Annotated in this window: 19 protein-coding genes; 14 read left to right on the top strand and 5 right to left on the bottom strand. The window is 73.6% G+C overall.

Going from position 1 to position 24,429, the window contains the following annotated elements:
- Nucleotides 1-249: 249 nt before the first annotated feature.
- The 4 genes from WME89_RS30905 (at nt 250) to WME89_RS30890 (ending at nt 8,650) form a co-directional block, all read left to right on the top strand.
- On the top strand, nt 250-4,329 hold the full coding sequence (locus tag WME89_RS30905; RefSeq protein ID WP_438003268.1) for a PAAR-like domain-containing protein: 4,080 nt from the start codon (nt 250-252) through the stop codon (nt 4,327-4,329).
- A gap of 6 nt (nt 4,330-4,335) precedes the next feature.
- Nucleotides 4,336-5,388 carry a hypothetical protein gene (locus tag WME89_RS30900; protein ID WP_438003267.1) on the top strand — a complete coding sequence of 351 codons (1,053 nt, stop codon included), beginning with the start codon at nt 4,336-4,338 and terminating at the stop codon, nt 5,386-5,388.
- Between the two features lie 288 nt (nt 5,389-5,676).
- The gene (locus tag WME89_RS30895) at nt 5,677-7,164 is read left to right on the top strand and encodes a dockerin (protein WP_438003266.1); all 1,488 of its coding nucleotides are present in this window, start codon (nt 5,677-5,679) and stop codon (nt 7,162-7,164) included.
- A gap of 73 nt (nt 7,165-7,237) precedes the next feature.
- Nucleotides 7,238-8,650, top strand: coding sequence for an amidase (locus tag WME89_RS30890; protein ID WP_438003265.1), 1,413 nt, complete (start codon nt 7,238-7,240; stop codon nt 8,648-8,650).
- A gap of 36 nt (nt 8,651-8,686) precedes the next feature.
- Here the strand turns inward: WME89_RS30890 and WME89_RS30885 are convergent, their stop codons facing one another.
- The gene (locus WME89_RS30885) at nt 8,687-9,622 is read right to left on the bottom strand and encodes a DUF2935 domain-containing protein (RefSeq protein ID WP_438003264.1); all 936 of its coding nucleotides are present in this window, start codon (nt 9,620-9,622) and stop codon (nt 8,687-8,689) included.
- Between the two features lie 739 nt (nt 9,623-10,361).
- Here WME89_RS30885 and WME89_RS30880 point away from each other — a divergent pair.
- The 3 genes from WME89_RS30880 to WME89_RS30870 all read left to right on the top strand — a co-directional run bounded on the left by WME89_RS30880 (nt 10,362) and on the right by WME89_RS30870 (nt 13,660).
- On the top strand, nt 10,362-10,937 hold the full coding sequence (locus WME89_RS30880) for a TetR/AcrR family transcriptional regulator (RefSeq protein ID WP_438003263.1): 576 nt from the start codon (nt 10,362-10,364) through the stop codon (nt 10,935-10,937).
- Nucleotides 10,934-12,025 carry an MBL fold metallo-hydrolase gene (locus WME89_RS30875; protein WP_438003262.1) on the top strand — a complete coding sequence of 364 codons (1,092 nt, stop codon included), beginning with the start codon at nt 10,934-10,936 and terminating at the stop codon, nt 12,023-12,025. The genes WME89_RS30880 and WME89_RS30875 overlap by 4 nt, the downstream gene beginning before the upstream one ends.
- A gap of 111 nt (nt 12,026-12,136) precedes the next feature.
- Nucleotides 12,137-13,660, top strand: coding sequence for a dipeptidase (locus tag WME89_RS30870; RefSeq protein WP_438003261.1), 1,524 nt, complete (start codon nt 12,137-12,139; stop codon nt 13,658-13,660).
- A gap of 65 nt (nt 13,661-13,725) precedes the next feature.
- Here WME89_RS30870 and WME89_RS30865 read toward each other — a convergent pair whose 3' ends face one another.
- Nucleotides 13,726-14,109: a hypothetical protein gene (locus tag WME89_RS30865; RefSeq protein ID WP_438003260.1), complete on the bottom strand. Its 384-nt coding sequence runs from the start codon at nt 14,107-14,109 to the stop codon at nt 13,726-13,728.
- A 321-nt stretch (nt 14,110-14,430) separates the two neighbouring features.
- On the opposite strand from WME89_RS30865, the gene WME89_RS30860 reads away from it, so the two are divergent.
- The 4 genes from WME89_RS30860 to WME89_RS30845 all read left to right on the top strand — a co-directional run bounded on the left by WME89_RS30860 (nt 14,431) and on the right by WME89_RS30845 (nt 17,088).
- A complete protein-coding gene (locus WME89_RS30860) occupies nt 14,431-14,913 on the top strand; it encodes a DUF1348 family protein (protein ID WP_436623071.1) in 483 nt (160 codons plus the stop codon).
- Nucleotides 14,914-14,992: 79 nt separating this feature from the next.
- Complete coding sequence (locus WME89_RS30855; RefSeq protein WP_438003259.1) at nt 14,993-15,682, top strand: class I SAM-dependent methyltransferase; 690 nt, start codon at nt 14,993-14,995, stop codon at nt 15,680-15,682.
- 169 nt (nt 15,683-15,851) lie between these two features.
- On the top strand, nt 15,852-16,427 hold the full coding sequence (locus tag WME89_RS30850) for a glutathione S-transferase family protein (protein ID WP_438003258.1): 576 nt from the start codon (nt 15,852-15,854) through the stop codon (nt 16,425-16,427).
- A 124-nt stretch (nt 16,428-16,551) separates the two neighbouring features.
- Nucleotides 16,552-17,088, top strand: a complete 537-nt coding sequence (locus WME89_RS30845; protein ID WP_438003257.1) for a hypothetical protein — start codon at nt 16,552-16,554, stop codon at nt 17,086-17,088.
- A gap of 48 nt (nt 17,089-17,136) precedes the next feature.
- Here WME89_RS30845 and WME89_RS30840 read toward each other — a convergent pair whose 3' ends face one another.
- Nucleotides 17,137-18,342, bottom strand: a complete 1,206-nt coding sequence (locus WME89_RS30840) for an acyl-CoA dehydrogenase family protein (protein WP_438003256.1) — start codon at nt 18,340-18,342, stop codon at nt 17,137-17,139.
- A gap of 179 nt (nt 18,343-18,521) precedes the next feature.
- Between WME89_RS30840 and WME89_RS30835 the strand changes: the two genes are divergently transcribed.
- From WME89_RS30835 to WME89_RS30825, 3 genes are all read left to right on the top strand, one after another.
- Complete coding sequence (locus WME89_RS30835; protein ID WP_438003255.1) at nt 18,522-19,205, top strand: TetR/AcrR family transcriptional regulator; 684 nt, start codon at nt 18,522-18,524, stop codon at nt 19,203-19,205.
- A gap of 191 nt (nt 19,206-19,396) precedes the next feature.
- Nucleotides 19,397-20,254 (top strand): phosphatase PAP2 family protein, encoded by an 858-nt coding sequence (locus WME89_RS30830; protein WP_438003254.1) that lies wholly within the window; start codon nt 19,397-19,399, stop codon nt 20,252-20,254.
- 282 nt (nt 20,255-20,536) lie between these two features.
- Complete coding sequence (locus WME89_RS30825) at nt 20,537-21,037, top strand: hypothetical protein (protein WP_438003253.1); 501 nt, start codon at nt 20,537-20,539, stop codon at nt 21,035-21,037.
- 123 nt (nt 21,038-21,160) lie between these two features.
- On the opposite strand, the gene ribA is transcribed toward WME89_RS30825, so the two are convergent.
- Both ribA and WME89_RS30815 read right to left on the bottom strand, forming a co-directional pair.
- Nucleotides 21,161-21,919 (bottom strand): GTP cyclohydrolase II, encoded by a 759-nt coding sequence (gene ribA / locus WME89_RS30820; protein ID WP_438003252.1) that lies wholly within the window; start codon nt 21,917-21,919, stop codon nt 21,161-21,163.
- A gap of 549 nt (nt 21,920-22,468) precedes the next feature.
- Nucleotides 22,469-23,923, bottom strand: a complete 1,455-nt coding sequence (locus tag WME89_RS30815) for an FAD-dependent oxidoreductase (protein ID WP_438003251.1) — start codon at nt 23,921-23,923, stop codon at nt 22,469-22,471.
- Nucleotides 23,924-24,429: the final 506 nt, after the last annotated feature.

The raw sequence follows: 24,429 nt of genomic DNA, 5'->3' as shown, positions 1-24,429 counted from the left end.
TCGCCGGCCGCCGAACAGAAAAATCCAGGCGCCGGCTGCGTGCGGCTGTGGCACTGGGTGTCTGCAAGCAGATACCGCAGCCTCGGCACCGGAGGGGGCTACGCCATCCCGAGCCGCTGGAGGGGTCGAGCGTCGTGTGTTGCCGGGAAGAGCTTCGGCTCCATGCCGGGGTCGGCGGTAGCGCGCCCGATCGCTCCCGCACGCCCCCGGCTTCCCTCTCCCTTCCTCACGTGCGACCATCCCGCCACCATGGGCAAGGTCACCGCGCTCCACATGGACACGATCACCGAGAAATCCGGCCACCAGATGACCGGAATGGCGGTGAGCGTGTGCCTCACCCCTGCCGCCCCGAGCCCCTTGCCGATCCCCTATCCCACGATGGGCACCGTGGCCGAGGGGGTCATCGACCCGTGCATGCGCACGAAGATCGAGGGCGCGAAGATCCTCACCGTGGGCGGCTGCATGAAGGCGTGCCACGGCAACGAGCCCGGCACGCTCAAGGAGGTCGTCAGCCTCAACACGGGCGGCCCCTGCTTCCCCTGGCTCGGCGCGCCCAACGTGCTCATCGAGCTCGGCATGGCCGGCATCACCGGCAGCATGGGCCAGATGAACAAGTCGATCACCGTCGGCGCCGGCGCGACGGCGAGCAGCGCCGGAGGCAACGCCGGCGGCGGTGGCGGCGGCGGAGGCGGCGCCGGCGGGCCGGGCGGCGGCGGGCCGCAGGGCGGCGGCAACGGCGGCGGCGGCGGCGGCGGGAGCAACCAGGGCGCAGGGCCGCCCAGCCCGCCCGCAGCGCCAGGCGCCGACGGCCAGGCCGACGCGGGGCACCCCGTCGACATCGTCACCGGCACGATGTTCACGCCGCCGGAGACCGACTTCCTCCTGCCGGGGCCCCTGCCGGTCAGCTGGATCCGCACGTACCGCACCTCCTCGGTCCAGCGGGAGTGCGGCATCGGCCGCGGCTGGTCCCACGCCCTGTGCTGGCAGGCCGAGCTCCACGGGGACCGGCTCACCCTGATCGACGAGACCCTCCGCGCCACGACCCTCACCGCGCCAGCCGGCGACGTGCAGGCGCTGCTCCCCTTCGGCCGGCGCGTGTACTGGGAGGGAGACGCGCTCGTCGTCGATCTCGACGACGGCATCCTCCGGGTCCTCGCGCGCGGCCAGGCGCCAGGCACCTTCCGGCTCGCGCAGCTGCGCGATCGCGCCGGCAACCTCGCCGACATCACCTGGGATGAGCGCGAGGTCGTCCAGATCGTGGACTCGGTCGGCCGCCGCGCATGGCTCGTCCGAGAAGGCCAGTTCAGGAGCTGGTGGGTCGCCGCGACCGGAGCGGACGGCGTGGAGCACACGAAGCGCCTCGTGACCTACGAGCTCGACGCGAGGGGCGACCTCGCCCGCGCCATCGACGCCGGCGGCGTCGAGACGCGGTATGCGTACGACGACGAGCACTACCTCCTCCTGGAGCAGCAACCGGGCGGCCTCCGGTACAACTTCGTGTATGCCGACGTCGCGGGGGAGCGGCGCTGCGTGGAGACCTGGGGAGATCTCGAGGGCGCCGACATCCTCCAGGAGATCGGCGCGCCGGAGGCCTCGATGGCGCCGGCAGCGCGGCCCAGAGGCCTCTTCCACATGCGCTTCCAGTACGGGCCCGGTCCCCACGAGACCACCGTCATCGACGGCCTCGGGTACAGGTTCCACTACAAGGGGAACGCGCTCGGGCTGGTGGAGCGGTACCAGGATCCGGCGGGCCAGCAAAAGCACCTCTCCTACAACGCTGTTGGCCAGGTCGTCTCCTCCACCACGCCGGACGGGACCGAGCGGAGCACCTACGACGCGATGGGCCGACTCGCGTCCCTCACCGACGCGATGGGCCGGTCGTTCAGCCTGAAGCGCCGCGAGGACGGCGCCATCCTCGAGGTGCGCGATCCGGCGGGCGCCCGGTATACCTTCGATGTGGGCGCCGACGGGCAGATGCTCGAGCGCACCGACCCGCTCGGGGCGAAGACTCGGTATGAGTACGACAAGCGCGGGAGGGTGGTCGCCATCGTCGCGCCCGACGGCTCCACCGAGACCTTCGAGCATGACGCCCACGGGAACCTCGCCGCGCGCACGCTGCCGCGCGGCGGGACGGCGCGGTACACATACGACCTCTTCGGCCAGCTCGTCCGCGTCGAGCTGCCCGGAGGCGCCGCGGTCGAGATCAACTACGACAGCCGGGGCCTCCCGGTGCGGGTCCGGGCGCCGGGCGGCGTCGTCGTCGAGCGGACGTTCAACGACGCGCGCCGCCCCGTGTCGGCGCGCCACCCGGGCGGCGGCGTCTCGTCGGCGCGCTATGTAGGGCACCTCGTCGTCGAAGAGACGCAGTCGGACGGCAGCCGGTACCGGCTCGGCTACGACGCGCGCGGGCGGCTCGCCTGGGTCAAGAACCCGGCGGGCGAGCCGCTCACCATCGAGCGGGACGCCTGCGGCCGCGTGGTCCGGACGAGGACGTTCTCGGGCGTGGAGACGACCTACGAGCACGACGTGCGCGGCCGCATCGTGCGCGCCGAGGTGGCCGGAACCACCGTCCGGAAGCTCGCCTATGACGCCTGCGGCGACGTGATCCGGCGGGAGGACGGCGACGTCGTGACGACCCTCGAGTACGACGACCGCGGCTTCGTCCGCCGCGGCACGCGCGGGGCGACCGAGGTGCTCCTCGAGCGCGACGCCGCGGGGCGCATCGTGAGCGAGGAGCAGCGGGTCGGGGGGTGGCGGTACCGGGTGGATCGGGCGTTCGACGCGAAGGGCTGGGCCACCGCGAAGCGCTACTCGACGGGGTGGCAGGTCCAGATGGGCCGCGGGCCGAGCAGCGGTATCGAGTCGATCACGCTCGAGTCGGCGGTCGGCGTGGAGCGGATCCTGCGCGAGGTCGACGCCTACGGCCGGGAGACGGCGCGCGTCCGGGAGAACGGGTATGCCATCCGCACGGAGCGCGACTCCATGGGTCGCCCGATCGTCACGGCGCTGGAGGACGCCGCGGGGCAGCCGGTCCGCGCGCGCCGCTACGCCTGGAGCAAGACAGGTCCGCTAGAGCAGATCGTCGACAGCGCCTCGGGCAAGCGCACGTACGAGCTCGACGTCTTCGGGCGGCCGCTCGCGGTGAGCGGGCTCGGGGCCCAGGAGCAGATCCGCTACGACGCGAACGGGACGCCGCTGCGCTCCGCCGAGGACCGCGTGGGGCCAGGCGGGCGCGTGCTCGGCACGGCCGCCGCTGCCTTCACGTGGGACGCGCAGGGCCGGCTCGCGTCGCGCGCGGCCGAGGGCGGCGCCTCGAGCTGGACCTACGCCTACGACGGGCTCGACGCGCTGGTGCGCGCGGCGCGGAGCGACGGGCTCGTCGTCCAGTACCACGTCGACGCGTTCAACCGGCGGCTCGGCGAGGTGCGGAGCGACGGGGCGAGCACGTGGTTCGGCTGGGACGATCAGGCCCAGGTCGAGGAGGTGAGCAGCAGCGGCGCCTCGGTGCGGCGGGTGTTCGCCGACGACGAGATCACCCCGCTGCTCGAGGGCAGCGACGCGGGCGTGTGGAGGAGCGTCGTCACCGACGCGACGGCGACGCCGTGGCTGATGGTCGACCCGACCGGCGCCGCGACGGGCCAGGAGCTGGGCGCGTTCGGCGCGGTCACCCGGCGGGAGGGGCCGTTCACCGCGCTCCGGTTCGCCGGGCAGCGCCACGACGAGCTCACGGGGCTCAGCTACCACCGCGCCAGGTACTACTCCCCGGAGCTCGGCACGTTCACCACGCCCGATCCGCTCTGGATCGACGCCTCCATGTTCGATCTGGCGTTCGTGCCCAACGTCACGCTCTGGGTCGACCCGCTCGGTCTCGTCATCCTGCTGATGAGCGACGACCCGACCTGCGTGAATGGCGCGAACGCGCGCCGGGCGGCGACGGGGCAGAACATCGTGCACTATAGCCAGCTCGGCAATCCGAACGCGCTCGCCGGCGAGACGGATCTCTACGTCTACGGGCACGGATCGCCCGGCACGATCCACTATGCGGATCCGAGCGGACGGTTCACGGGGTCCACCATGAGCGGCCAGCAGCTGGGGAGCAGTATCCGGGGCGCCGGCTTCACGGGCAACCAGGTCCACATGACGGTCTGCCATGGAGGCACCGACCCGCCAGGCCAGCCGGGGGGATCGATAGCGCAGTCGGTGGCGAACGCGACCGGCGCGACGACGCTCGGCTGCGTCGGCGACAAGATGTACGACCACCCCACGATCCCGGGTGTCACCATCGCCGGCCCGGCCGGCTCGATGCAGCCCTTCACCCGCCGCCCCTGAGGTCTCATGCCGTCTGTCTGCGCGAGCCTGTCCACGCCGCTCTCCTCGTCCCCGGAAGATGTCGTGTTCTGCGCCGCGTTCGCGCTCGCCTGGGAGAGGCTGCGGGCGAGGTTCGGCCCGATCCGCATGGAGCCCCAGCCGGCCCTGGCCGACGCGCTGAACGCGACCACGCTCGGGGCCGACGTGGTGGACCCGGCGTGGAGCGTCTCGGGCGCCGGGTTCGGCGGCGAGGGCATCGTGGAGGCGCTGCGGGCCGAGCTCTTCTCGAAGTTCCCCGACGCGAAGCTGGAGTACCTGCCGGAGGGGGTGCCGGCCGACGCCCTGCTGGCGTACGGGTTCCTGAGCAAGGTCCTGAAGTTCGAGACGCGCTTCGCGGTGCGGGAGGGGGCGTTCCAGAGCTCGCGAGTTCGCGCCTTCGGGCTCGACGGCAACCCGTTCGGCGCGGACCCGGCGCGCAGGGCGCAGGTCGTGGTCCACGACTGGGCGGCGCCGCAGGATTTCGTGATCGAGCTCGTCGCCGACGATCCGGACAGCCGCGTCGTCGTCGCGCAGATCGCGCCGGCGGAGACGCTGGCGGCGACGGTGGCCAGCGCGCAGGGCCGGCTCGATCGGCTTCACGGAGACGCGCGGCAGCTGGCGCCGGACGAGGCGCTCTCGATCCCGCGGCTGAGGCTCGATCTGGAAGCGCGCTTCGGCGAGCTCACAGGGCGGCCCCTGCTCGGCGAGGCGCTGGGAGGGAAGCGCTTCGACGAGGCGAAGCAGCGCGTGCAGTTCCACCTGAACGAGGGCGGCGCCGGGGCGACGTCAGAGGCCGTCATCGGCTCGTACGGGCCGCCGCCGCCGCGGTCTTTCAAGGTGACAGCGCCGTTCCTGGTGCTGCTCCAGCGCCGCGGGGCGAGCGCGCCCTACCTGGCGGCGTGGGTGGAGAGCACGGCCTGGATGGAGGTGCTCGGCCCGGTGGCGCCGCCGGCGCCGCCTCCGCCGGCGCCGCCTCCGCCGGGGTGGGGAGCGCCGCCGGGGTGGGGGACGCCGCCGGGGTGGGGGACGCCGCCGGGGTGAGGACAGCCGGCGGGGTGGGGACCGCCGACGAAGCGAGGACCGCCGCCCTTCCGGCACGACGCGAGGGGGCCGGCCGCCGGAGCTGCGCGCGGTCGCACGACGAGCGTCCGCGAGCCGCGCGCGGCTCCGGATGGACGCACTGAACCGGTTCATCTTCCACCACGAGGGCGGATGATCAAAGCTCCGCGCCGCGGGGAACCCCGGGGTCCCCTCGCGCGGCAACAAGGAGCCATCATGCGAACATCTTCGTTCTTGGGACTTAGCTCATCAGGTATTCTCCTCCTCCTCATGGCGATCGGTTGCGGCGACTCGTCAGACGGCTCGTCTTCGGGCGCGGGCGGCGACGCGGGCGCTGGCGGTCAGGTCGCGACGAGCAGCGGGAGCGGCACGGGCGGCGCAGGCGGCGACGCGGCGGGCACGGGCGGCGACGCGGCCGGTACGGGCGGCGCGGGCGGCGACGCGGCGGGTACGGGCGGCGCGGGCGGCGACGCGGCGGGCACGGGCGGCGCGGGCGGCGGGGCACCGCCGGGGCCGGCCTGGGACTGGAGCGGGATCGTCGGCACGGGACAGAGCCTCTCGGTCGGCGCCGAGGGCACGCCGCCCCGCGGGACGGAGCAGCGCTTTCACAACCTCAAGCTGTCGCTCGGGGCCGCGAGCGTGCCCCCGTGGGATCCGGCGAGCAGCGCCCTCTCCCTGGTGCCGCTCGTCGAGCCCATCCGTGGGTTCGCGACGACCTACCCCAGCGCCTACCCGAAGAACATCTACGGCGAGACCCCGCACACGGCCATGGCCGACCAGATCTCGACCCTGGCGCAGGCGGGCGCGGGCGGCGACCTCGTCACGGTGCACACCGTCGTCGGCGAGAGCGGGCAGCCGATGAGCATCCTCCGCAAGGGCGCCACCGAGGTGATCGACGGCGACAAGACCCAGGCCCGCGCGTACGCGGCGACGCTGTTCGAGGCGGCGGCGATCGCGCGCCTCGCCAGGGAGGCGGGCAAGACGTACGGTATCGGCGCCATCATCATCACGCACGGCGAGTCCGACGCCGGCAGCGCTACCTACGAGGACGACCTCTTCAAGCTGTGGTCCGACTACAACGAGGACCTCCGGCCCCTCACCGGGCAGACGCAGAGCATCCCCCTGCTCGTGTCCCAGCAGCACTCGGTGCACACCGAGGCGGGCACGCGGTCGACGTCGACCCAGGCGCAGTGGCGCGTTGGCGTCGAGCACCCGGGCGATATCGTCTGCTCGGGTCCGAAGTACCAGTATCCGTACGCGACCGACCACATCCACCTGAACGCCGAGGGGTACCAGCAGCTCGGCGAGAAGTACGGCCAGGTCTACTTCGAGAAGGTCGTCCTCGGGCGCGACTGGCAGCCGCTCCAGCCGACGCGCGTCGAGCGCAGCGGCGGCGTCATCACCGTGCACTTCCACGTCCCGGTCCCGCCGCTCGCCTGGGACGACGCGCTGCCGGCTCCCCACCAGAGCGCGAACACCGAGTGGTCGCGAGGCCGCGGCTTCGAGGTCTGGAGAGGCAACACCCGGATCGAGATCAGCAGCGTGGAGATCGCCGGCGACTCGGTGAAGATCACCTGCCCGCCGGATCTCCCCGCCACCGGCGTGACGGTCGGCTACGCGGCGACGACCGACGGGACGGCGATGGCCGGCGGCACGGCGCGCTGGGGCCAGCTGCGCGATTCGGACCCGTTCGTCGGCTCGATCTCGGGCAAGGCCCAGCCGAACTACGGCGTGGCGTTCGAGATGAGCGTCCCCTGAGCCCCCGGCGCGCGCGCCTCGCGCCAGCGCCGAGTTCCGTTGTATAGGATGAATCATCCGTTATAATGGACGAATGACGCCCGCCTCGCTCGTGCAGGCCACCGCCGTCGAGCTCCTCTCGCTCTACCGATCCCGGAGCGCTTCCCCCGTGGAGGCGCTCCGCGCCGTCCTCGCCCATGTGGAGCGTCACGGGGCTCCGCTCAACGCGTTCGCGCTGCTCGACGAGGAGCGGGCCCTCGACGCCGCGCGCGCGTCCGAGGCGCGGTGGGCTCGCGGCGCGCCGGTGGGGCGCCTCGACGGGGTCCCTGTCTCGGTGAAGGACCTGCTGCTCACGCGCGGCTGGCCGACCCTGCGCGGCTCGCGCACGGTGGACGCGAGCGGCCCCTGGACGGAGGACGCGCCCGCGGTCGCCCGGCTGCGGGAGCAAGGGGCGGTGCTCTTCGGGAAGACGACGACGTCCGAGTTCGGCCTCAAGGGCCTCGGCGACAGCCCGCTGACGGGGATCACGCGCAACGCCTGGGATCCCCGGCGCACGCCGGGCGGCAGCAGCGCCGGCGCGGTCACCGCGGTCGCGGCCGGCTTCGGGCCGCTCGCGGTCGGAACGGACGGCGGCGGCTCGATCCGCGTCCCGAGCGCGTTCTCCGGGGTGGTGGGGTGCAAGCCGACCTTCGGCCGGGTGCCAGCGCACCCGGCGAGCGTCGTGGGGGTGCCGCCGCACGTCGGCCCGATCGCGCGCACCGTCGCCGACGCGACGCTGCTCCTCTCGGTCCTCTCCGGCCCCGACGACCGCGATCCGTTCCGGGCCCCTCCGGCGCGCGAGGACGCGCTCGACGCGGGCGACACGCGCGACGCGGGCGACGCGGGCGACGCGAGCTCCCTGCGCGACGTCCGGATCGGCGTGAGCGCCACGCTGGGCTACATCGATTTGCCGGGCGAGACGCGGGCCTGCTTCGGCGCGGCGGTCGCGCTGCTGCAGCAGCTCGGCGCCGAGGTGGAGGAGGTGGCGCCGCCGTTCGCGGACCCGGGGGGCGTGCTGCGGACGCTCTTCGCGGCGCGCGCCGCGCACACGGTGCGGGAGCTCGGGCCGGAGCAGCGCGCGCAGCTCGACCCCGCGGTCCGGAGCGCGGCCGAGCAGGGAGAGGCGCTGAGCGCGGTGGCGTACCTCGAGGCGGAGCGGCAGCGCGCGGAGCTGGCCGTGGCCATGGCCGCGCTCCACCGCCGCTTCGATCTGCTGGTGACGCCGACATCGGCGGGGGCGGCTCCCCTGATCGAGGGCGGCGGCGCGCTCCCCGCCTCCTTCGCCGGGCCCTTCAGCCTGACACGCCAGCCGGCGATCAGCGTGCCGATGGGGCTCACCGGCGCCGGCCTGCCGCTCGGCCTGCAGATCGTCGGGCGCCACTTCGAGGAGCCGCTCTTGCTGCGCGCCGCGCTCGCGTTCGAGCGCGCGAGCGCCCCGCTCGGAGCGCCGCCGCTCCGCGCGAGCTGAGCGGCCACGCGCGGCCCCCGCGCGCCCGGCCACGGCTCACTGCGCGCGCCGGATCTCGTCGGAGAACCTCACCGCCTCACGGAGCACGTGATCCGCCAGCGCGGGGTCGATGATGCTCTTGATCTGCCCCGTCTCGATGCCCTGCTCCGCGGCCGTCTTGAAGTCGATGACATCGTCGGCCATCATCGCGAGCTGCCCGCTGGCGACGAGCTGCGTGTTGGCCTGGTACAGCGTGTCGGCGCGCGCGTTCGCCTGCCCGACGAGCGCGCGCTCCTGCGGGTCGAGCAGGTGCGCGATGAACTCGAGGTGCTCCGCCATGATCCGCGTCCAGAACGTCCTGACCTCGTCGCGCTGGAGCGCGGCGAAGCCGGTCGCGTACAGCTCGAGCCGGGCGGCGAACCGCTCGGCCTCGCGCGCTATGTGATCGAAGAAGAGCGGCCAGACGAGGCTCTTCAGCGTGCCGGCCTCCTGGGCGCGCTGCATGCGGCGCTTGTACTCGATGAACTCGAGGACGCTCGACCGCGTCGACGCGAGGAGCGGATACAGCTCGTCGTCGCGATAGTGGTTGTCGCGCGCCGAGACGAAGTGCTGGGCGAAGAGGACCTGGAACTGCCGCGCTTCGTTCCGGGCCGCGCGGAGGCTGTCGCCCGGCATGAGCAGCGCCATGAACAGCGCATGTTCCATCATGATGTCCGTCCAGAAGAGGACCTCTGCGACGGCGTGCGCCGCGTGGCCGGCGTTCAAGCCGGTCAGGAAGATCGGCTTGCGCGCGCGCTGGTCGGCGACGACGCCGGGGGTGAGGGGGACGCCCTCCGGGAGCGACAGAGGCCCGACGGGCTCGCAGCTCTCAGGGCCCTTGCCGGCCGCGAGCGCGAGGCCCGGCGGGGCGAGCAACGAGACACCGACGGCCGCCGCGGCCCTGCCGGCGAATCGCCTGCGTCCAAGTTTCCCTTGTGAAACATGCTTCTCCATCGACGCTCCTCCAGGTTCGTACAGCGGTGAGAGTTCGAGCGTGATGGTGCATGTCCCGCGCCTGGGCCCATGAGGCGGCTCTGCGGGCGATCCGCCGGTGCGCGCCCCGCAGATCACGGCGACGCGCGACGCCGGGAATCGCGACGCGCGGGCGCCTCATCACGCGAGGCGTCGCGGGGAGCGCGCCGGGCGTCGATCCGAGGAATCCGCCCGTGATGGGCGCTCCGGCGATCGGCGTCTGCGAAGGACGAGCACACGACCCCTCATCATCCCGCCGTCTGCGACCGCCGAGCACATGGCCTCCGGACGACGACCGGAGTCTCGGCCGGGGCTGGACGGTGTCGGTCTGCGCGGGGCAGAGACGTGCCCGGGAGCGGGCTGGGCGGTCTCACCCGTCCGGGCGGGGCTCGCGCTGTCTGCGGTGCGCGTCGACGCCTCGCCTGCTCGGGTCCGCGCTCGCGCGGCGCCGCCCGCGCGCCTTCACGACCAGCTCAGGAGCCGATCCCGACCATGCGGGCGCGCGCGTTCGTCCTCGCGGCGGGCCCGGGGCTCGGCTGCGGACGCACGCTCGGGGTGCTCGCCGGGACCGCTCGAGCGCGGGCAGGGGCAGGGGACAGCCGCGGAGACACCGCTGCCAGCGGGGGCGGCCTCGTCGATGACGCCGCATGCGCCCCGTCGCGCGCGTGCTCCGGCGCGCCGCGGCTTGACAAGACAGACCTGTCTGTCTTAATCAGCCGTCGTGAGCGATGTCCGGCGCCACATCCTCGAGGTCGCGGAGCGGCTCTTCTACGCCGAGGGGTATCGCGCCGTCGGCGTCGATCGTCTGATCGCCGAGGCGGACGTCGCGAAGGCGACCTTCTACCGCCACTTCCGGACCAAGGACGACCTGCTCGTGGCGGTGCTCGACGCGCGCGACGCGCGTTTTCGCGAGTGGCTGGCCGGGCGCGTCGAGGCCCTCGCGGCCGACCCGCGGGACCGGCCGCTCGCGGTCTTCGACGCGCTCGCCGAGCGGTTCGCCACGAACGATTTCCGCGGCTGCGCGTTCCTCAACACGATGGTCGAGGTGGCGAGCCGGAGCCACCCCGGCCACGAGGCCGCGCAGCGCCACAAGCAGCGGCTCATCGATTACCTCGAGGGGCTGTTGCGCGAGGCCGGCGCGCCCGAAGCTGGCGCGCTGGCGCCGCAGTTCATGCTGCTGATCGACGGCGCGACGGTGACCGCCGTGCGCGAAGGGGGACCGGGCGCCGCCGCGCGCGCGCGATCTCTCGCCGAGCTACTCCTCTCCACAGCGCGGCCAGGAAGGCGGCGACGATGAGCGAGATCGCGAGTGTCCCAGGCGGGTTGAACGGACGTGACGAGCAGCTGCCGCAGCTCACCGCGGCGGAGATCGGCCGCGCCGCGCGCGCGCCGCGCCCATCGGGGAGGCGGCCGGCGCGCGTGGGGTCGGTCGCCGCGCCGCTGGTCGCGCTCTTCCTGGCCGGGTGCGCGCCGGCGGGGCGCGCCGAGCCCAGCGCTTCGCCGGCCAGCGCCGGCGCTCCGCCGGCCAGCGCCGGGTCCCCGGCCGGCGCGCCGGCCGACGTCAACCCCGACGCCTCCGGCGGCCGCCTCCAGTGGCGCGGCGGTCCGACGGCGATCCTCGAGCGGGACGGCCTCCGGCTCCTCACCGATCCCGTCCTCGGGCCGCGCGGCCCTGCCGTGTTCGTCCTGCCCCGGCACCCGTCGACAGGCGTCGAGAACGCGCCCATCGCCCGCTACACAGATCCTCCCGCCGAGCCGCTCGGGCGCCTCGACCTCATCCTCCTCAGCCACAACCACGCCGACCATTTCGACGCCGTCGCGAGGGAGACCCTCCCGAAGGACGTCACCTTCATCCTCCCTCCCGACGCTGTCGAGGCGGCGCGCGCCGCGGGCTTCACCCGGCTGACGCCGCTCGACTGGGACGCCGAGACGGTCATCCCGACCCGCTCTGGCCGCCTCCGGATCCTCGCCGTGCCGGCGAACCATTCCCACGACGCGGCGCTCGACGCGACGCTCGGAAAGGGCAACGGGTACGTGCTGCGCTGGGAGGGCGCGGCGCCCTACTCGGTTTACTGGACCGGCGACGCCGTCTTCACCGAGCCCATGCGCGCCGTGGCGGCTCGCTTCGCGCCCATCGACCTCTGGCTACCGCACCTCGGCGCCGTCGGCGTCGACGGCGCGCGCGGGCTCCGCACCATGGACGCGGAGGAAGCGGTCGCCGCCGCGGCGCTCCTCCGCGCCCGCCACGTGATACCGATCCACCACACGACGTTCGGCCATTACCGCGAGCCGGTCACGGCCTTCGTCCAGCGGGCTGGCACGAAGAGCCTGCCCGCGCACGTCCACGTCCCGACGGACGGAGCGTGGATGTCCCTCCCGCGCTGAGCTGCGCTCGGCGCCCTTGCGGCGCTGCGGCGCGAAGCGCCCCGGCACGGCGGGCGGACTCTGCCTCTCAGGCCGCCCGTGCGTGGCGATCGCGCGTGATACGATGGGGCCGTGCGCACGTTGTACCCCCTCGCGCTCCTCACCGCCGCGGCGCTCGCGGCCTGCGCTCCTGTCCCGGCGCCTCCGGCGATGTCCCCGTCGCCCGAGCAAGTCGCCGGCGCGCCCGCGCCCTTCGCCGAGGCCGCGCCCGCCAGCCCCGCCGCGAGCCCGGCGCGGGAGGCCCCGGAGCAGCGGGCCGCGCGGCTGCGCGCGGCCGCCATCCTCGTGGACGGCCACGGCGACGTTCCGTTGCTCGTCGCCGGCGGCGCGCTCGACCTGGTGAGTTCGGGTCGCGAGGTCGCGGGCGCCGATCTCGCCAGGATGAAGGCGGCCGGGATCACCGGTGAGCTCTTCCCGATCCACGTCGGTGCGCTCCCGTGGCAGGGCCAGAGTCTGCACGGCGGTGCGGCGCGCCGCGCGCTCGATCTCATCGACGCGACTCACCGGCAGGTCGAGCGGCACGGCGCGGAGCTCTTGCTCGCCACGAGCGCCGGCGACCTGCGCCGCGCCAAGCGCGAAGGCAGGATCGCCGCGCTCATGGGCATCGAGGGGGGCCACGCCATCGAGAACTCCCTGGCTGCGCTGCGCTCGTTTTACCGCCTCGGCGTCCGCACCATGACGCTCACGTACACGAGCACGAACGACTGGGCGGACTCAGCGGGCGGAGCCCTGGTGCCCGCGGTCGTGCGCCACCGCGGCCTCTCGCCGTTCGGCGAAGAGGTGGTCCGCGAGATGCAGCGGATTGGCATGCTCGTCGACGTCTCGCACGCCTCGGACGCGACGATCCGAGCCGTCCTGAAGGTGGCAAAGGCGCCGATCCTCGCCTCTTCCTCGGTCGCCGCGCTGGCGCACCACCGCCGCCACCTCGCTGACGACGTGCTGCGCGCGCTCGCGGGGAACGGCGCTCTCGTCGTGGTGAACTCGTGGGCGCTGTTCCTGGACGAGGCGTATGCGGAGCAGGCGGGGCGCTTCCTGCAGAAGCACGGGGCGCGCCTCAAGGAGCTCGGCGAGCGGTACTCGAGCGATCCGAGGCGGCTCCGGGAGGAGGTCGAGAAGCTCAAAGCCCAGGAGGCGCCGATAAGGCCGCCGTCGCTCTCCCGGATCGCGGACCACGTCGACGCGCTGGTGAAGGTCGCGGGGATCGACCATGTCGGGCTCGGCGCTGATTTCGACGGGATCGCCGCGCCCCCCGAGGGGCTCGCCGGCATCGACGGGGGCCCGTCGATGGCGCTGGAGCTCGTGCGGCGCGGCTACTCGGACGAGGACATCCTCAAGCTCCTGGGGGGGAACTTCGTGCGGGTCCTGGAGCGAGCCGAGGCCTACGCGGCCTCGACGCAGACGGCGCTCTCCGGGGACGGCAGCGCGCGCCAGCTCACCGCGGCCGAGCTGCCCCCGCAGTCCCCGGAGCCGCCGGCGGTGGACCTGAGGCCCAGGGTGCCCCCGCCTCCCCCGCGGCCATCGGTGCCGGCGCCGGCGCCGCCAAAACCCGCGGCGCCGCCGGACCCTGGAGCCCTGGACCTCATCATGGCGCGATAGCCATCATCTACTTCTCGAGCGCGGCGCTTCCGCCGCCTGGGCAACGCCGGCGGCGTCGACGGCGGCTACGAGGAGCGCCCCCTGGTGCTCGCGTCGTCGCGCGCATGTTCGCGGGAGGTGGCCTCTGTCTCAAGGCGATGGAGGTGCCGCTCCTCGGCGAGGAGGTCCGCGCGCATGGCCGCGAGGTTCCTGGGGAGCTGATCTAGCGGGGCCGGCACTTGATCGGCGGGGCCGAGCTGGCGCAGCTGTTCCTCGGTCGCGTCGAGGAAGGCGCGGGCCTGCCGGTGCGCCGCGCGCGCGGCGGCGAGGAACTGGAAGCGCCAGGGCGACGAGGCGGCGCGCTCGGCGCTGCTGAGCCACGTCTTCATCGCCGTGAGCTGGCTCGCGCCGCCGCGGATCGCCGCGAAGATCGCGTCCAGGTAGCTGGCGCCCCCTGGGTCGGCGCTCACGGCCGAGGTCCCCGCGCGCGGAGGCCGCCCTCTGAGCCCGTCGCGGGCGCGGCGCCGTTCAGACCAGCCATTGGAGCGTGCGATTCTAACGAGTTCTCCCCGGGGGCGCGAGGCCCAAGCCCGCGCCGCTCCAGGCGCGCCTGCGCCGGTAGGCGCGGGGGAGTCCCGGTCGACCGCGCGCTCGCTGGATTGACGCGTACTCCGGCAGGGAGGCGGAGCCTGCGGTCCGCGAGGGCCGAGCGTGGACCGGCGGTGGAGCGCTGCGCGCGAAAAGGGGTTGCCTGGGGTGGGGGATTCGACGAAGGTTCGCCCAGGTGCACCGTGAGCCAGGAACCCGCTGAGTCGCGCCCGCCGCTGCCGCCCTTCACCGCCGAGACCGCCGCCCGGAAAGCGCGGCTGGCGGAGGATGCCTGGAACAGCCGTGAGCCCGCGCGCGTGGCGCAGGCGTATACCGTCGATAGCCGCTGGCGCAACCGGGCGGAGTTCTTCCAGGGCCGCGAGGCGATCGAGGCGTTCCTGCACCGCAAGTGGCAGCGAGAGCTCGACTACCGCCTGATCAAGGAGGTCTGGGCGTTCACGGGGGACCGGATCGCGGTGCGCTTCGCCTATGAGTGGCGCGACGACAGCGGGAGCTGGTACCGGTCCCACGGCAACGAGCAGTGGGAGTTCGACGCGCAGGGGCTGATGCGCCGGCGCGAGGCGAGCATCAATGACGTGCGGATCGCGGAGGCGGACCGGAAGTTCCGCTGGCCGCTCGGGCGGCGGCCGGACGATCATCCGGGGCTGAGCGAGCTCGGGCTGTAGGCGTCGGGGCCCCGGGCCGAGCCCGCGTCCGCGAGGGCGCCCGCAGGCGCGTGACCAACACAGGATCCCTGTTCGAACCATGTCCACCTCTTCGACCAAGCCCGAGATCGCCACGGCCTACGATCGCTGGGCCGAGACGTACGATGTAGATCCCAACCGGACCCGCGAGCTGGCGGCGACCGTCCTCCGGCAACGGGGGCTTTCGCTGGCCGGCCACGACGTGATCGAGATCGGGTGCGGCACCGGGCGCAACACGCCCTGGCTGGCCGAGCACGCGAGGGGCGTCCTCGCGCTGGATTTCTCCGAGGGCATGCTGCGGCAGGCGAGCGCCCGCGTGCGATCTCCCCACGTCCGGTTCGTGCAGCACGACATCCGCTCTCCCTGGCCGGTCGCGGAGGCCTCGTCGGACGTGGTGATTGCGATGCTCGTGCTGGAGCACATCGAGCACCTCGAGCCGATCCTCGCCGAGGCCGCCCGCGCCCTGCGCGGAGGAGGGGAGCTCTTCCTGTGCGAGCTGCACCCGATGCGGCAGCTGCGCGGCGGTCAGGCCAACTTCGTCAACAGGGAGACCGGCGAGCCCGAGCGCGTGACGGCGTTCCTGCACGACGTCTCCGAGTACGTGAACGCGGGCCTGTCGTCCGGCTACGAGCTCGTTCACCTCGGCGAGTGGCGCGACGACGAGGCCCTCAGGAGCGACCTGCCGCGGCTCCTGTCCGTGCAATTCCGGCGCAGGGCAGGGGCTCCGTCCCGACCAAAATCCGATTCTTGACAGAGCCACTGGCGCTTTCACCCTCCTTGTCGCGGCGCGCGCAGGGCGACTGGGGTCAGCGCGACACGCCGAGCGACGCGAGCCGAGGACCTGTCGCTGAGCGTTAGAACGCAGGTTCGTGTTCTGGCATGCTCCGGGCCGTTCCACCCGACCATCGAAGGAGATTGCGATGAAGCTCTATTTCAACCCTCAGAGCCGCGCGGTGATCACCAAGTGGATGCTGGACGAGTGCGGCGCCACGTACGAGCTCGCGCCCATCAGCTTCGAGAAGCAGGAGCACAAGGCGCCGGCGTTCTTGAAGATCAACCCCGCCGGCAAGCTGCCGGCGCTCGTGGACGGCGACGTCAGGGTCTTCGAGAACGCGGCGATCTGTCTTTATCTTGCGGACAAGTTCCCCGCGGCCAGGCTGGCGCCCCCGGTCGGCGCGCCGGAGCGGGGGCGTTATCTGTCGCTGATGGTCTATTCGACCTCGCAGGTCGAGCCGGCGATGGGCGACCGTCTCCTGAAGGTCGAGACGCAGCCCCAGCGGGGCTGGACCGATTTCGACAAGGTCATGGATGTCGTCGAAGGCGAGCTCGGGGACGGGCCTTACCTGTTCGGCGACTGGTTCACCGCGGCCGACGTGATGGTCGGCTCGATGTTCATCTGGATGCGCCTCTGGGGCGGCCCGACGGGTCGGCCCAACCTGGAGGCTTATGTCGACCGCTTGCAGGCGCGTCCGCATGGGCCGAAGCTCGGGAAGTGAGCCGGCCGGCGGGTCGCTGTCGTCGAGTTGACGGCGCTGCCGATCTCGACAGCGCTGCGCCGCTTCAAGCACGGATCACGGCCACCGGGTGACGCGGGCTGCTCCATGCGTCTACCATGCGCGCATGAGGCCCTCGTCCCGTCGCCGCCGCGCGCTCGCGTCCTCGTTCCTCGTCACGGTGGCCGGCGGCGTGGCCGCGTGTGCCTCGCCCCGCCCGCATTCCGATCCGCCCGAGGAGGCGTCCAACCCGCCGCGCCCGGAGCTCGCGCCGCCGATCGGAACGGCCGGCGCGGAAGGCGCGGCTGCGCCCGGGGCGCTCCAGGACGCCGGCGCGACGGCGGCGCCGGGCGCGGCGACCTCGGAGACGCCGCGGGACGCCGGACCGACGGCCCGCGACGCCGGCGCGACGGCGCAGGAAGCGGCTGCGCCCGGGGCGCACCAGGGCGCCAGCGCGACGGCGGCGCTGGATGAGGATGACGACGGGCCGCTCCCGCCGCCCGCGCCCGGCGGGAGCGTGGTCCGGTCGCCAGACGGCACGTGCAGGCAGGTCTTCCCGAACCCCTGTCCGAAGCCCCGTCCTTCCCCCGACGGCGTCATGATCATGTGCAACCCGCCGCCGCCAAGGAGGGTCGCGTGCCCGCCGGAAGGCGGCCAGCGCTGATCGCGGGGCCGCCCTGGGCGCCGGCGTGACGGCTCCTGTCGACCCCGGTCAGAGCGCGCCGCCCGGCGCCGGCCGCGGGGCGAGCATCGGGTGCAGCTCGGCGATCCCGAGCCGCGCGCGGCCCGCGAACTCGTATGCGTCGTCGGTCGCGGCGATGTGCTGCGTCGCCGCGTGCAGGTCGCGGAAACACCCCTGCAGCGGGCTCGTCGCGTACAGGGCGCCCCCGCCGCCGGCGCGGTACGCGAAGGCAGCGACCTCCGCGGCGACGTCGGTCACGTACGTCTGAGCGAGGCGGATCGCGGTCCAGTCCTCGATCGAGAGCGCCTCTCCGGCGCGCGCCCGGTCCCACATCCGCCCGACCGTGTCGAACGCGTAAGCGCGCGCCGCCGCGAGCTTCGCCTCCGCGCGCCCGAGATCCATGTGGAAGGCCGCGTGGCTGCCCAGCGCGAGCTGCGGCCACGCCTTCACCCGGCGCGGAGCGACCGCGGCGATCTCGTCGAGCGCGCGCCGGCCGACGCCGAGCGCGAAGCCGACGTGGCCGGTCGCGACGAGGGCGATCAGCGGGAGCGAGTACAGCGCGCCGCCGCGCCGCTGCCGGGCCGTCGGGAAGGGGCATGTCAGCGCCTCGGGCACGAGCGCGCCCTCGATCCGGTAGTGGTCGCTCCCGGTGCCGCGCAGGCCGGCGACGTCCCACGTGTCCTCGACCGTCACCTGCTCGCGCGGGACGGCGACGCTGATCATCTCGGGCGGCCCCGCCGCGGGGGCCCCGCCCTCCGGCGCGACGATGGCGCAGGTGAACAACCACCGCGCGTGCCGCACGCCGCTGCCGAACGCCCAGCGCCCCTCGAGCGCGTAGCCCCCCGCGACGCGCCGCGCGAGGCCGGTCGGCACCTGGAGCCCCGCGAACGTGGGGAACGGCCCCGCGAACACCTGCCGGGCCCCCTCGTCGGGCAAGGTGCCCCCGGCCAGCGCGGCGAGCAGCGCGCTGATCATCAGCGACCACCCCGCGGAGGCGTCCGCGCGCGCCATCGCCTCGAAGACCTCCAGCTGCGTCAGCGGATCGCTCTCGGCGCCGCCCACCGCCCGCGGCGCGGCCACGGCGAAGAGCCCGCTCGACTGCAGCGCGTCGACGACCGCCGGGGCGAGCGTGCGCAGCCGCTCGGACGCCTCGGCGTGGGCGATGGCGACGCCGCGCACGCGCTCCACGGCGGCGAGGTGGCGTTCGCGGTCGGGGGATCGACGGGGCTCGGACATACGGGGCTCCTTTCCTGGGTGGGTGCGGCGCGCCGGCATCCTCGGGCCTCTCCAGCCCACCTGCGCGCCCGATGATGACAGCAGCAACATCCGGAAAGTTTCCACCGCCTACATTTTCTGCCCGGCCGCCCTCCCGCCCTGCGGGCGGCGGCCTTCGTGGTACCGTGCGCGCCTCTGCCGTGGCTTCCCCCTCGAGGCGCCGCCGCCCGCGCGCGCGCACCCCACCAGCGCCCGCGCCCCGCTCCGTCGAGCGGCCGTACCACCACGGCGACCTCCGGCGCGCGGTGCTGGAGGAGGCGCTCTCGCTCATCGAGGAGCAGGGGAACGCCCGCTTCACGCTGCGCGAGGTCGCGCGGCGCATCGGCGTCTCGCACGCCGCGCCCTATCGCCATTTCCCGGACAAGCGCGCCCTGATGACGGAGCTCGCCGTCCAGGCGAGCACGGCGCTCCGCGCGCAGATCAAGGCCGCGCTCGAGTCGGCCGGGGGCGACCTCCGGGCGCGCTTCCTGGCCGCCGGCTTCGCCTACGTCCGCTTCGCGCTGGAGCACCCGGCGCCCTTCCATGTGATGTACTCCAGCGAGGTCGACGCCGGGGACCCGCGCGTCGCGGCGGCCACGTCGCAGAGCCTGGGGCTCTTGCTCGAGTTCATCGAGGAGGCGCAGCGGGCCGGGGCGTTCCCGCCCGGCGAGCCGGGGGCGCTCGCGGTCCCGATCTGGGCGATGCACCACGGCCTCGCGACCCTCGCGGCGTCGGGGAACCTGTCCAAGGCCGGGCCGGCGGAGCTCCGGCGCGTCGTCGACGACGCCCACGCGCGCCTCCTCGACGGGCTGCTCCACGCCGCGCCGGGGCCGCCGCGCGCCTGACCCGCGTCGCGAGCGTCGTGCGGCCGCCTCACGAAGCCTCACGAACGGCGCGGGCCACCCCGCGGCGCGCGCCGCCGCGGGAGCGGGCCCATCTCCTGCGCTCGCCGCTCGCCGCGCGCCGCTCGCCGCGCGCCGCTCGCCGTGCGCCGCGGATTCCCGCGCGCTGCCGCCTGCGCTACGCTCGCCCTCCTTTGCGCGCCATCGCTGCGATAACGCTGTCCGCGTCCCTCGTCGCCCTCTCGCCCGCCGCCGCCGCGGAGCCGTCCCCCGAGCTCACGTACTGGCCGGAGACCGACCTGCCCATCACCGTCGTCGGCGGCGCCGCCTGGGTCGCCTCCGAGCTCGCCAAGAAGGGCCTCGCGCCCGCGTCGTGCCGCTGGTGCGCGGTCGGCCGGCTCGACGCCTCGGTCCGCGACGCGGTGCTCTGGAGAGGCAACCCCGACACGGCCCATGATCTCAGCAACGTGACGGTCCTCGGCGTCGCGCCCGCCTTCGCGTTGGGCCTCACCGCGCTCGCCGCGTGGCACGACGGTCGGGCCGAGAACATCACCGCCGATCTCCTGATCGTCACCGAGGCGATGGTGGTGGCGATGGACCTGAACCAGCTCACCAAGTACCTCGTCGGCCGCCAGCGGCCCTATGCCCATTTCGACAACGACGACGTGCTTTGCTCGCACGGGGGCTGCTCGCCGCCGGTCCCCCACGACGCCGATCTCTCCTTCTTCTCGGGCCACACCACCGCCGCCTTCTCCCTCGCCGCGGCGAGCGGCACCGTGGCGTCGATGCGCGGCTATCGCGCGGCGCCGTGGGTCTGGGCGCAGGGAATGGCGATCGCCGCGCTCTCCGGATACCTGCGGATGGCCGGAGACCGCCATTACCTCACCGACGTGCTCACGGGCGCCGCCGTCGGCTCCGCGGCCGGGGTGCTGATTCCGTATCTGTTTCATGGCCCGCGCTCCGGTGTTGCCGGCCCGGACACGCGGAGTTTTCGCCTCTCGATCGCCCCGGCGCACGGCGGCGCCGGCATGGGCGTCGCCGGCCATTTCTGAGCCGAGTGGGGCGAGCGCGAGCCTCGACAAGGGAGCTCGCTGCTTTCCGACGGCCTATGTAAGTAGTCTTGACAATCCGGGTTTCACTTTTACACTACCCCTGTCCTCACGGAGTCTCGCGCTCAGCGACCGTTGCTGGAGCGCGAGTCGAATACGTCGATACGCCGTGCCGCCCCGGCGGCGCTGGCGACGGCGAGCTGCGGTCCTGGACGGGCATGCACGCTGTTGCGGGCCCGTTTCGACGGAACTCCGTCAGCTCGACCCATGAAGGAGTCCGGCGACATGAATGTCGTTCACCATTCGTCACGCAATGGATGGATCGCGGGTGGCTTCGCCGCCTCGCTCCTCGTCCTCCTCGCAGGCTGCAGCGATCAGGCGCTCGGGGCGCCGGTGCCGGCGTCAGGCGCCGAGCCGCCGCCTCGGGACGCGACCGCTGCCCGGCCCTCGGCGGGCGCCATCCAGGGCCAGCCTGCGCCTCGTCCGGCGGCCCCGCAGGCCGCGTCGCTCGAGCGCGACGCGCTGCTCCGGGAGGCCGGTCGGCTCGCGGAGATCAGGGCCGTGCTCGCCCGATCGCCGGAGGCGCCGCTCTCGCTGCTCGACGAGCACCGGGCGGAGTTCCCGCAGGGCCGGCTCGCGGCGGAGCGGGAGCTCATCGCGATCGACGCGCTGCTGCGCCGCGGGGACGCCGAGAGCGCGCGCGCCCGCGCCGAGGCGTTCCTTGCGCAGTTCCGGTCGAGCCCCCACGCCGGGCGGGTACGCCGCCTGACCAGCGCCGCGCCGTGAGACGATCGCGGCACCGGCGCGCGGCGCCGCGGGAAGCCTGATGGACGACGAGCAGGGCCCGCTGCGCAAAGGCAGCTGGCCCGGGCAGCCGGGCTTCGGCCTGCGCCCTCGCCCGCGGGCGCCTCAGCTCGCGGGCGTCCGATCCGACTCGGGCGGCGACATCCCGTCGACGACGACCGGATCGCTCTGCTCGGCGAGGTGCGGCTTGCCCCAGGTGTCGATGAAATGCCCTGACCGCTTCGCCTTGGTTTCCAGGTAAAATCGATTGTGCTCGTTCGGCGGGATGACGTGCGGAATGCGCCCGGCCACGGACACCCCGTATTGCTTCAGCTGCTTGACCTTGTTCGGGTTGTTCGTGATGAGCTCGACGGATTTCACGTCGAGGCTGTGCAGCATGTGCGCCGCGACCGCGTAATCGCGCTCGTCGTCCCGGAAGCCGAGCGCCAGGTTCGCCTCGACCGTGTCGAGCCCCTGGTCCTGCAGGGCATACGCGCGGATCTTGTTGATGAGCCCGATCCCGCGGCCCTCCTGGCGCAGGTAGAGCAGGATCCCCCGATCCATGCTCTTGATCTTCTTCAACCCCTCGAGCAGCTGATCGCGGCAGTCGCAGCGCAGCGAGCCCATGACATCGCCGGTCAGGCACTCGGAGTGCAGCCTCGTCGGCACGTTCGAGGCGCCGACGACATCGCCGTGCACCATCGCGATGTGCTCCTTGGCGTCGCGGTTGTTCCAGAACGCGACGATGCGGAAGTGGCCGACGCGGGTCGGCAGCTCGGCGACGCCGACGACCCGCACACAGACGTTCACCTCGCCGTACCCATCGCAGTCGTGCTCCTCGTCGCGCGCGACGAGCTGCAGCAGCGGGTTCATCGAATCGGTCATGGTCCTGTCTCCAGCGAGCGGGCGCATGCGAGCCCGGCAGCGCCCGCGCCGCCGCCGACGACCAGATCCTCTCTACCGGAGCTCGTCATGGGTTCAGGCGCGCACTTCTTACCAGAACACCACCCGCGGGCAACGTTTCGCCGCCAGGCGCCGCCGCCGTCGACCGGAGCGCCCTCAGGGCCGCGCGCTCGATGCGAGCTCCAGCTCGAGCCACAAGGTGCCTGTCTCCGCGCGACGCGCTCCAGCAACGTGGCAGTCGTCGCGGTGGCGCGCAGCGAGGGAGTCGCCGCGATGACGAGCCGCGCGGCCGCGCGCTGAGCGCCTCGCCGGCCCCTCCTCTGGCGGGGCGAGTCGGCGGCGCCGCTGCGCTCGGGGAGCGCGGCGAGCGCAGCGCTCGAAGCCTCGTGCTGGCGGTGGGATCGGGCTCGCGCCCTGGTGGCGTCAGCCTCCATGCTGGCGAGGGCGCTCGCCGCCATCGCGGCCGGCGCGGCCGCGATGGCCGGCCGCTCAGGTGGCCGCGGCCGGCCACCCAGGCCAGCGGCTGGCCGCTCAGGCGTCGGCGGGCTGCCGCGCGTAGACCGGGGCGGTCGCGTTCATCTGGGGCAGCGGCGCCGACGACCACCCCGCGCGCAGCACGCGCAGGAGCAGGCGCGGGCTCATGAGCGCCTCGGGCCCGTCGAGCATGTGCATCGCGCGCACGAAGCGCACGTAGACATCGCGATCGACCTGCGCTGCGCGGTGCAGCATGCCGGTGTACCAGCGCATCAGCGGCTGGAGGAGCGGCCGCTGGCCCTCGGTCTCGGGGTAGGCGAGGTCCTCCGCCGTGGACATCTGCCACGGCAGGTCGACCGCCTTGGCCGCAGCCGCGTGGTAGCGGCGGGCGAGCCCCTCGATTCCGCCCTGGCCCGCGCGGCGGCGCTGCTCGACGAGCGCGGCGTCGAGCGCGAGCGCCTGGAGGCAGGCCGACGTCATCCCCTGCCCGTAGACGGGGTTGAAGCTCGCCAGCGCGTCCCCCAGCACGGCGAACCCCTCGGGCATCCGCTCCATGCGCTCGTAGTGCCGCCGGAGGTGCGCCGGGAACTTGTAGGTGGCGATCCCCGTCACCGGCTCGGCCTCGAGCAACGCCCGGTACATCGCGTCGTTCGGCAGGCCCCGGGCGAACTCGAGGAAGCCCTCCGTGTCGGCGGGCGGGTGATCGCCGAAGAGGCCCGCGAGCCCCGCCATCCAGCGCCCGCCCTCGATCGGAACGATACAGCCGAACCGCCGGCTGTCGGACGGAGAGCCGAGGACGTACAGCGACGTCCACGGGACCTGCGCCGGATCGCGCGGCTGGTACTGCCGGCTGGCGTACCCGACGCGCACCTTGATCGTCGACTCGTCGGGCCGCGCATACCCGAGCTCCTCGAGCCACGCCGGCGCGCGCGAGCCGCGCCCGCTGGCGTCCACCACGAGCTCCGCCGCCAGCTCCTCCACCAGGGCGTGCGCGTCGCGCCGCCGGACCACGACGCCCGTGATCCGGGCGCGATCGGGCGACGCCGCGAGCTCGACCACGTCGCGCCGGTCCAGGCGCCGCACCTGGCTCAGGGCGAAGGTACGGCGGCGCAGGTGCGCCTCGAGCAGCGACCGCGTCATGCACACGGTCTGCACCCCGGTCGCGCAGCGCGGCTTCCACGCGCCGAGGTGGTGCCAGGCGAGGCCGAGCCCGAAGTCGTACGCGATCGCCCCGTCCTGGACCAGATCCTCGGTGAAGCCGGGGAAGAGGTCGTTCAGGATGCGCTCGCCCCGGGCGAGCAGCCCGTGGACCTGGCGCGCCTGCGGCACGCCCTGGCGGGCCTCGCAGAGGTCGTCGGGGATGCCGTCGCGTTCGACGACGATGACCTCGTCGAAGTGATCGGCGAGCACGCGGGCCGCGACCAGGCCCGCGATGCTCCCGCCGATCACCACGGCCCTGCGGCCGCCGAACCGGTGACTGGAGCGGAGGTTCTGCTGGGTGGAACGGTTCATGGTGTCTCGGCGATTGCAATACTCGGGCCGTTCCTGACGAAGGCAAGGCCGACGCATCACGCGCCATCCTGCCAGGGCGGTACCACGCGTCGCGCCGGTCGCAAGCTGCGCGAGGCGGCGCGCCCTCCCGCCGCGCAACTACGCAATCGGACGCTCTCCGTCGCGATGAAAAGGTCATCGCTCCGGTGCGCTTCGTCGTCATTGAACACGATCGAACAGGGGAGTCGACGTCGACAGGATCCGAGCGGCCTTGTCTGGAAATCCCTGCCTGACGGCGGGCGGCGACATCGCGGCGCGCGGGAGAGCAGCTCCCATGATGGATCTGGCCGAGCTCCTCCGAGATGGCCTGAACGATCTCGGGCCATCCGGGAGCTCACGACCAGGAAGACACAGGTCTGCTCCGCTCGCGCGGCGCTGCGCCGCGGACGTCACGGACTGTCAGGCGGCCACTTGCGACTGACACCCGTGCGCGAGCGGAGCCCCTGGTCGAGCCGCTCTACCAGCGG

Source organism: Sorangium sp. So ce321, assembly GCF_051530195.1.
Lineage (GTDB): Bacteria > Myxococcota_A > Polyangia > Polyangiales > Polyangiaceae > Sorangium.
Note: the sequence above shows the minus strand (reverse complement) of the source record. Positions and strands in the feature narration are given on the sequence as shown.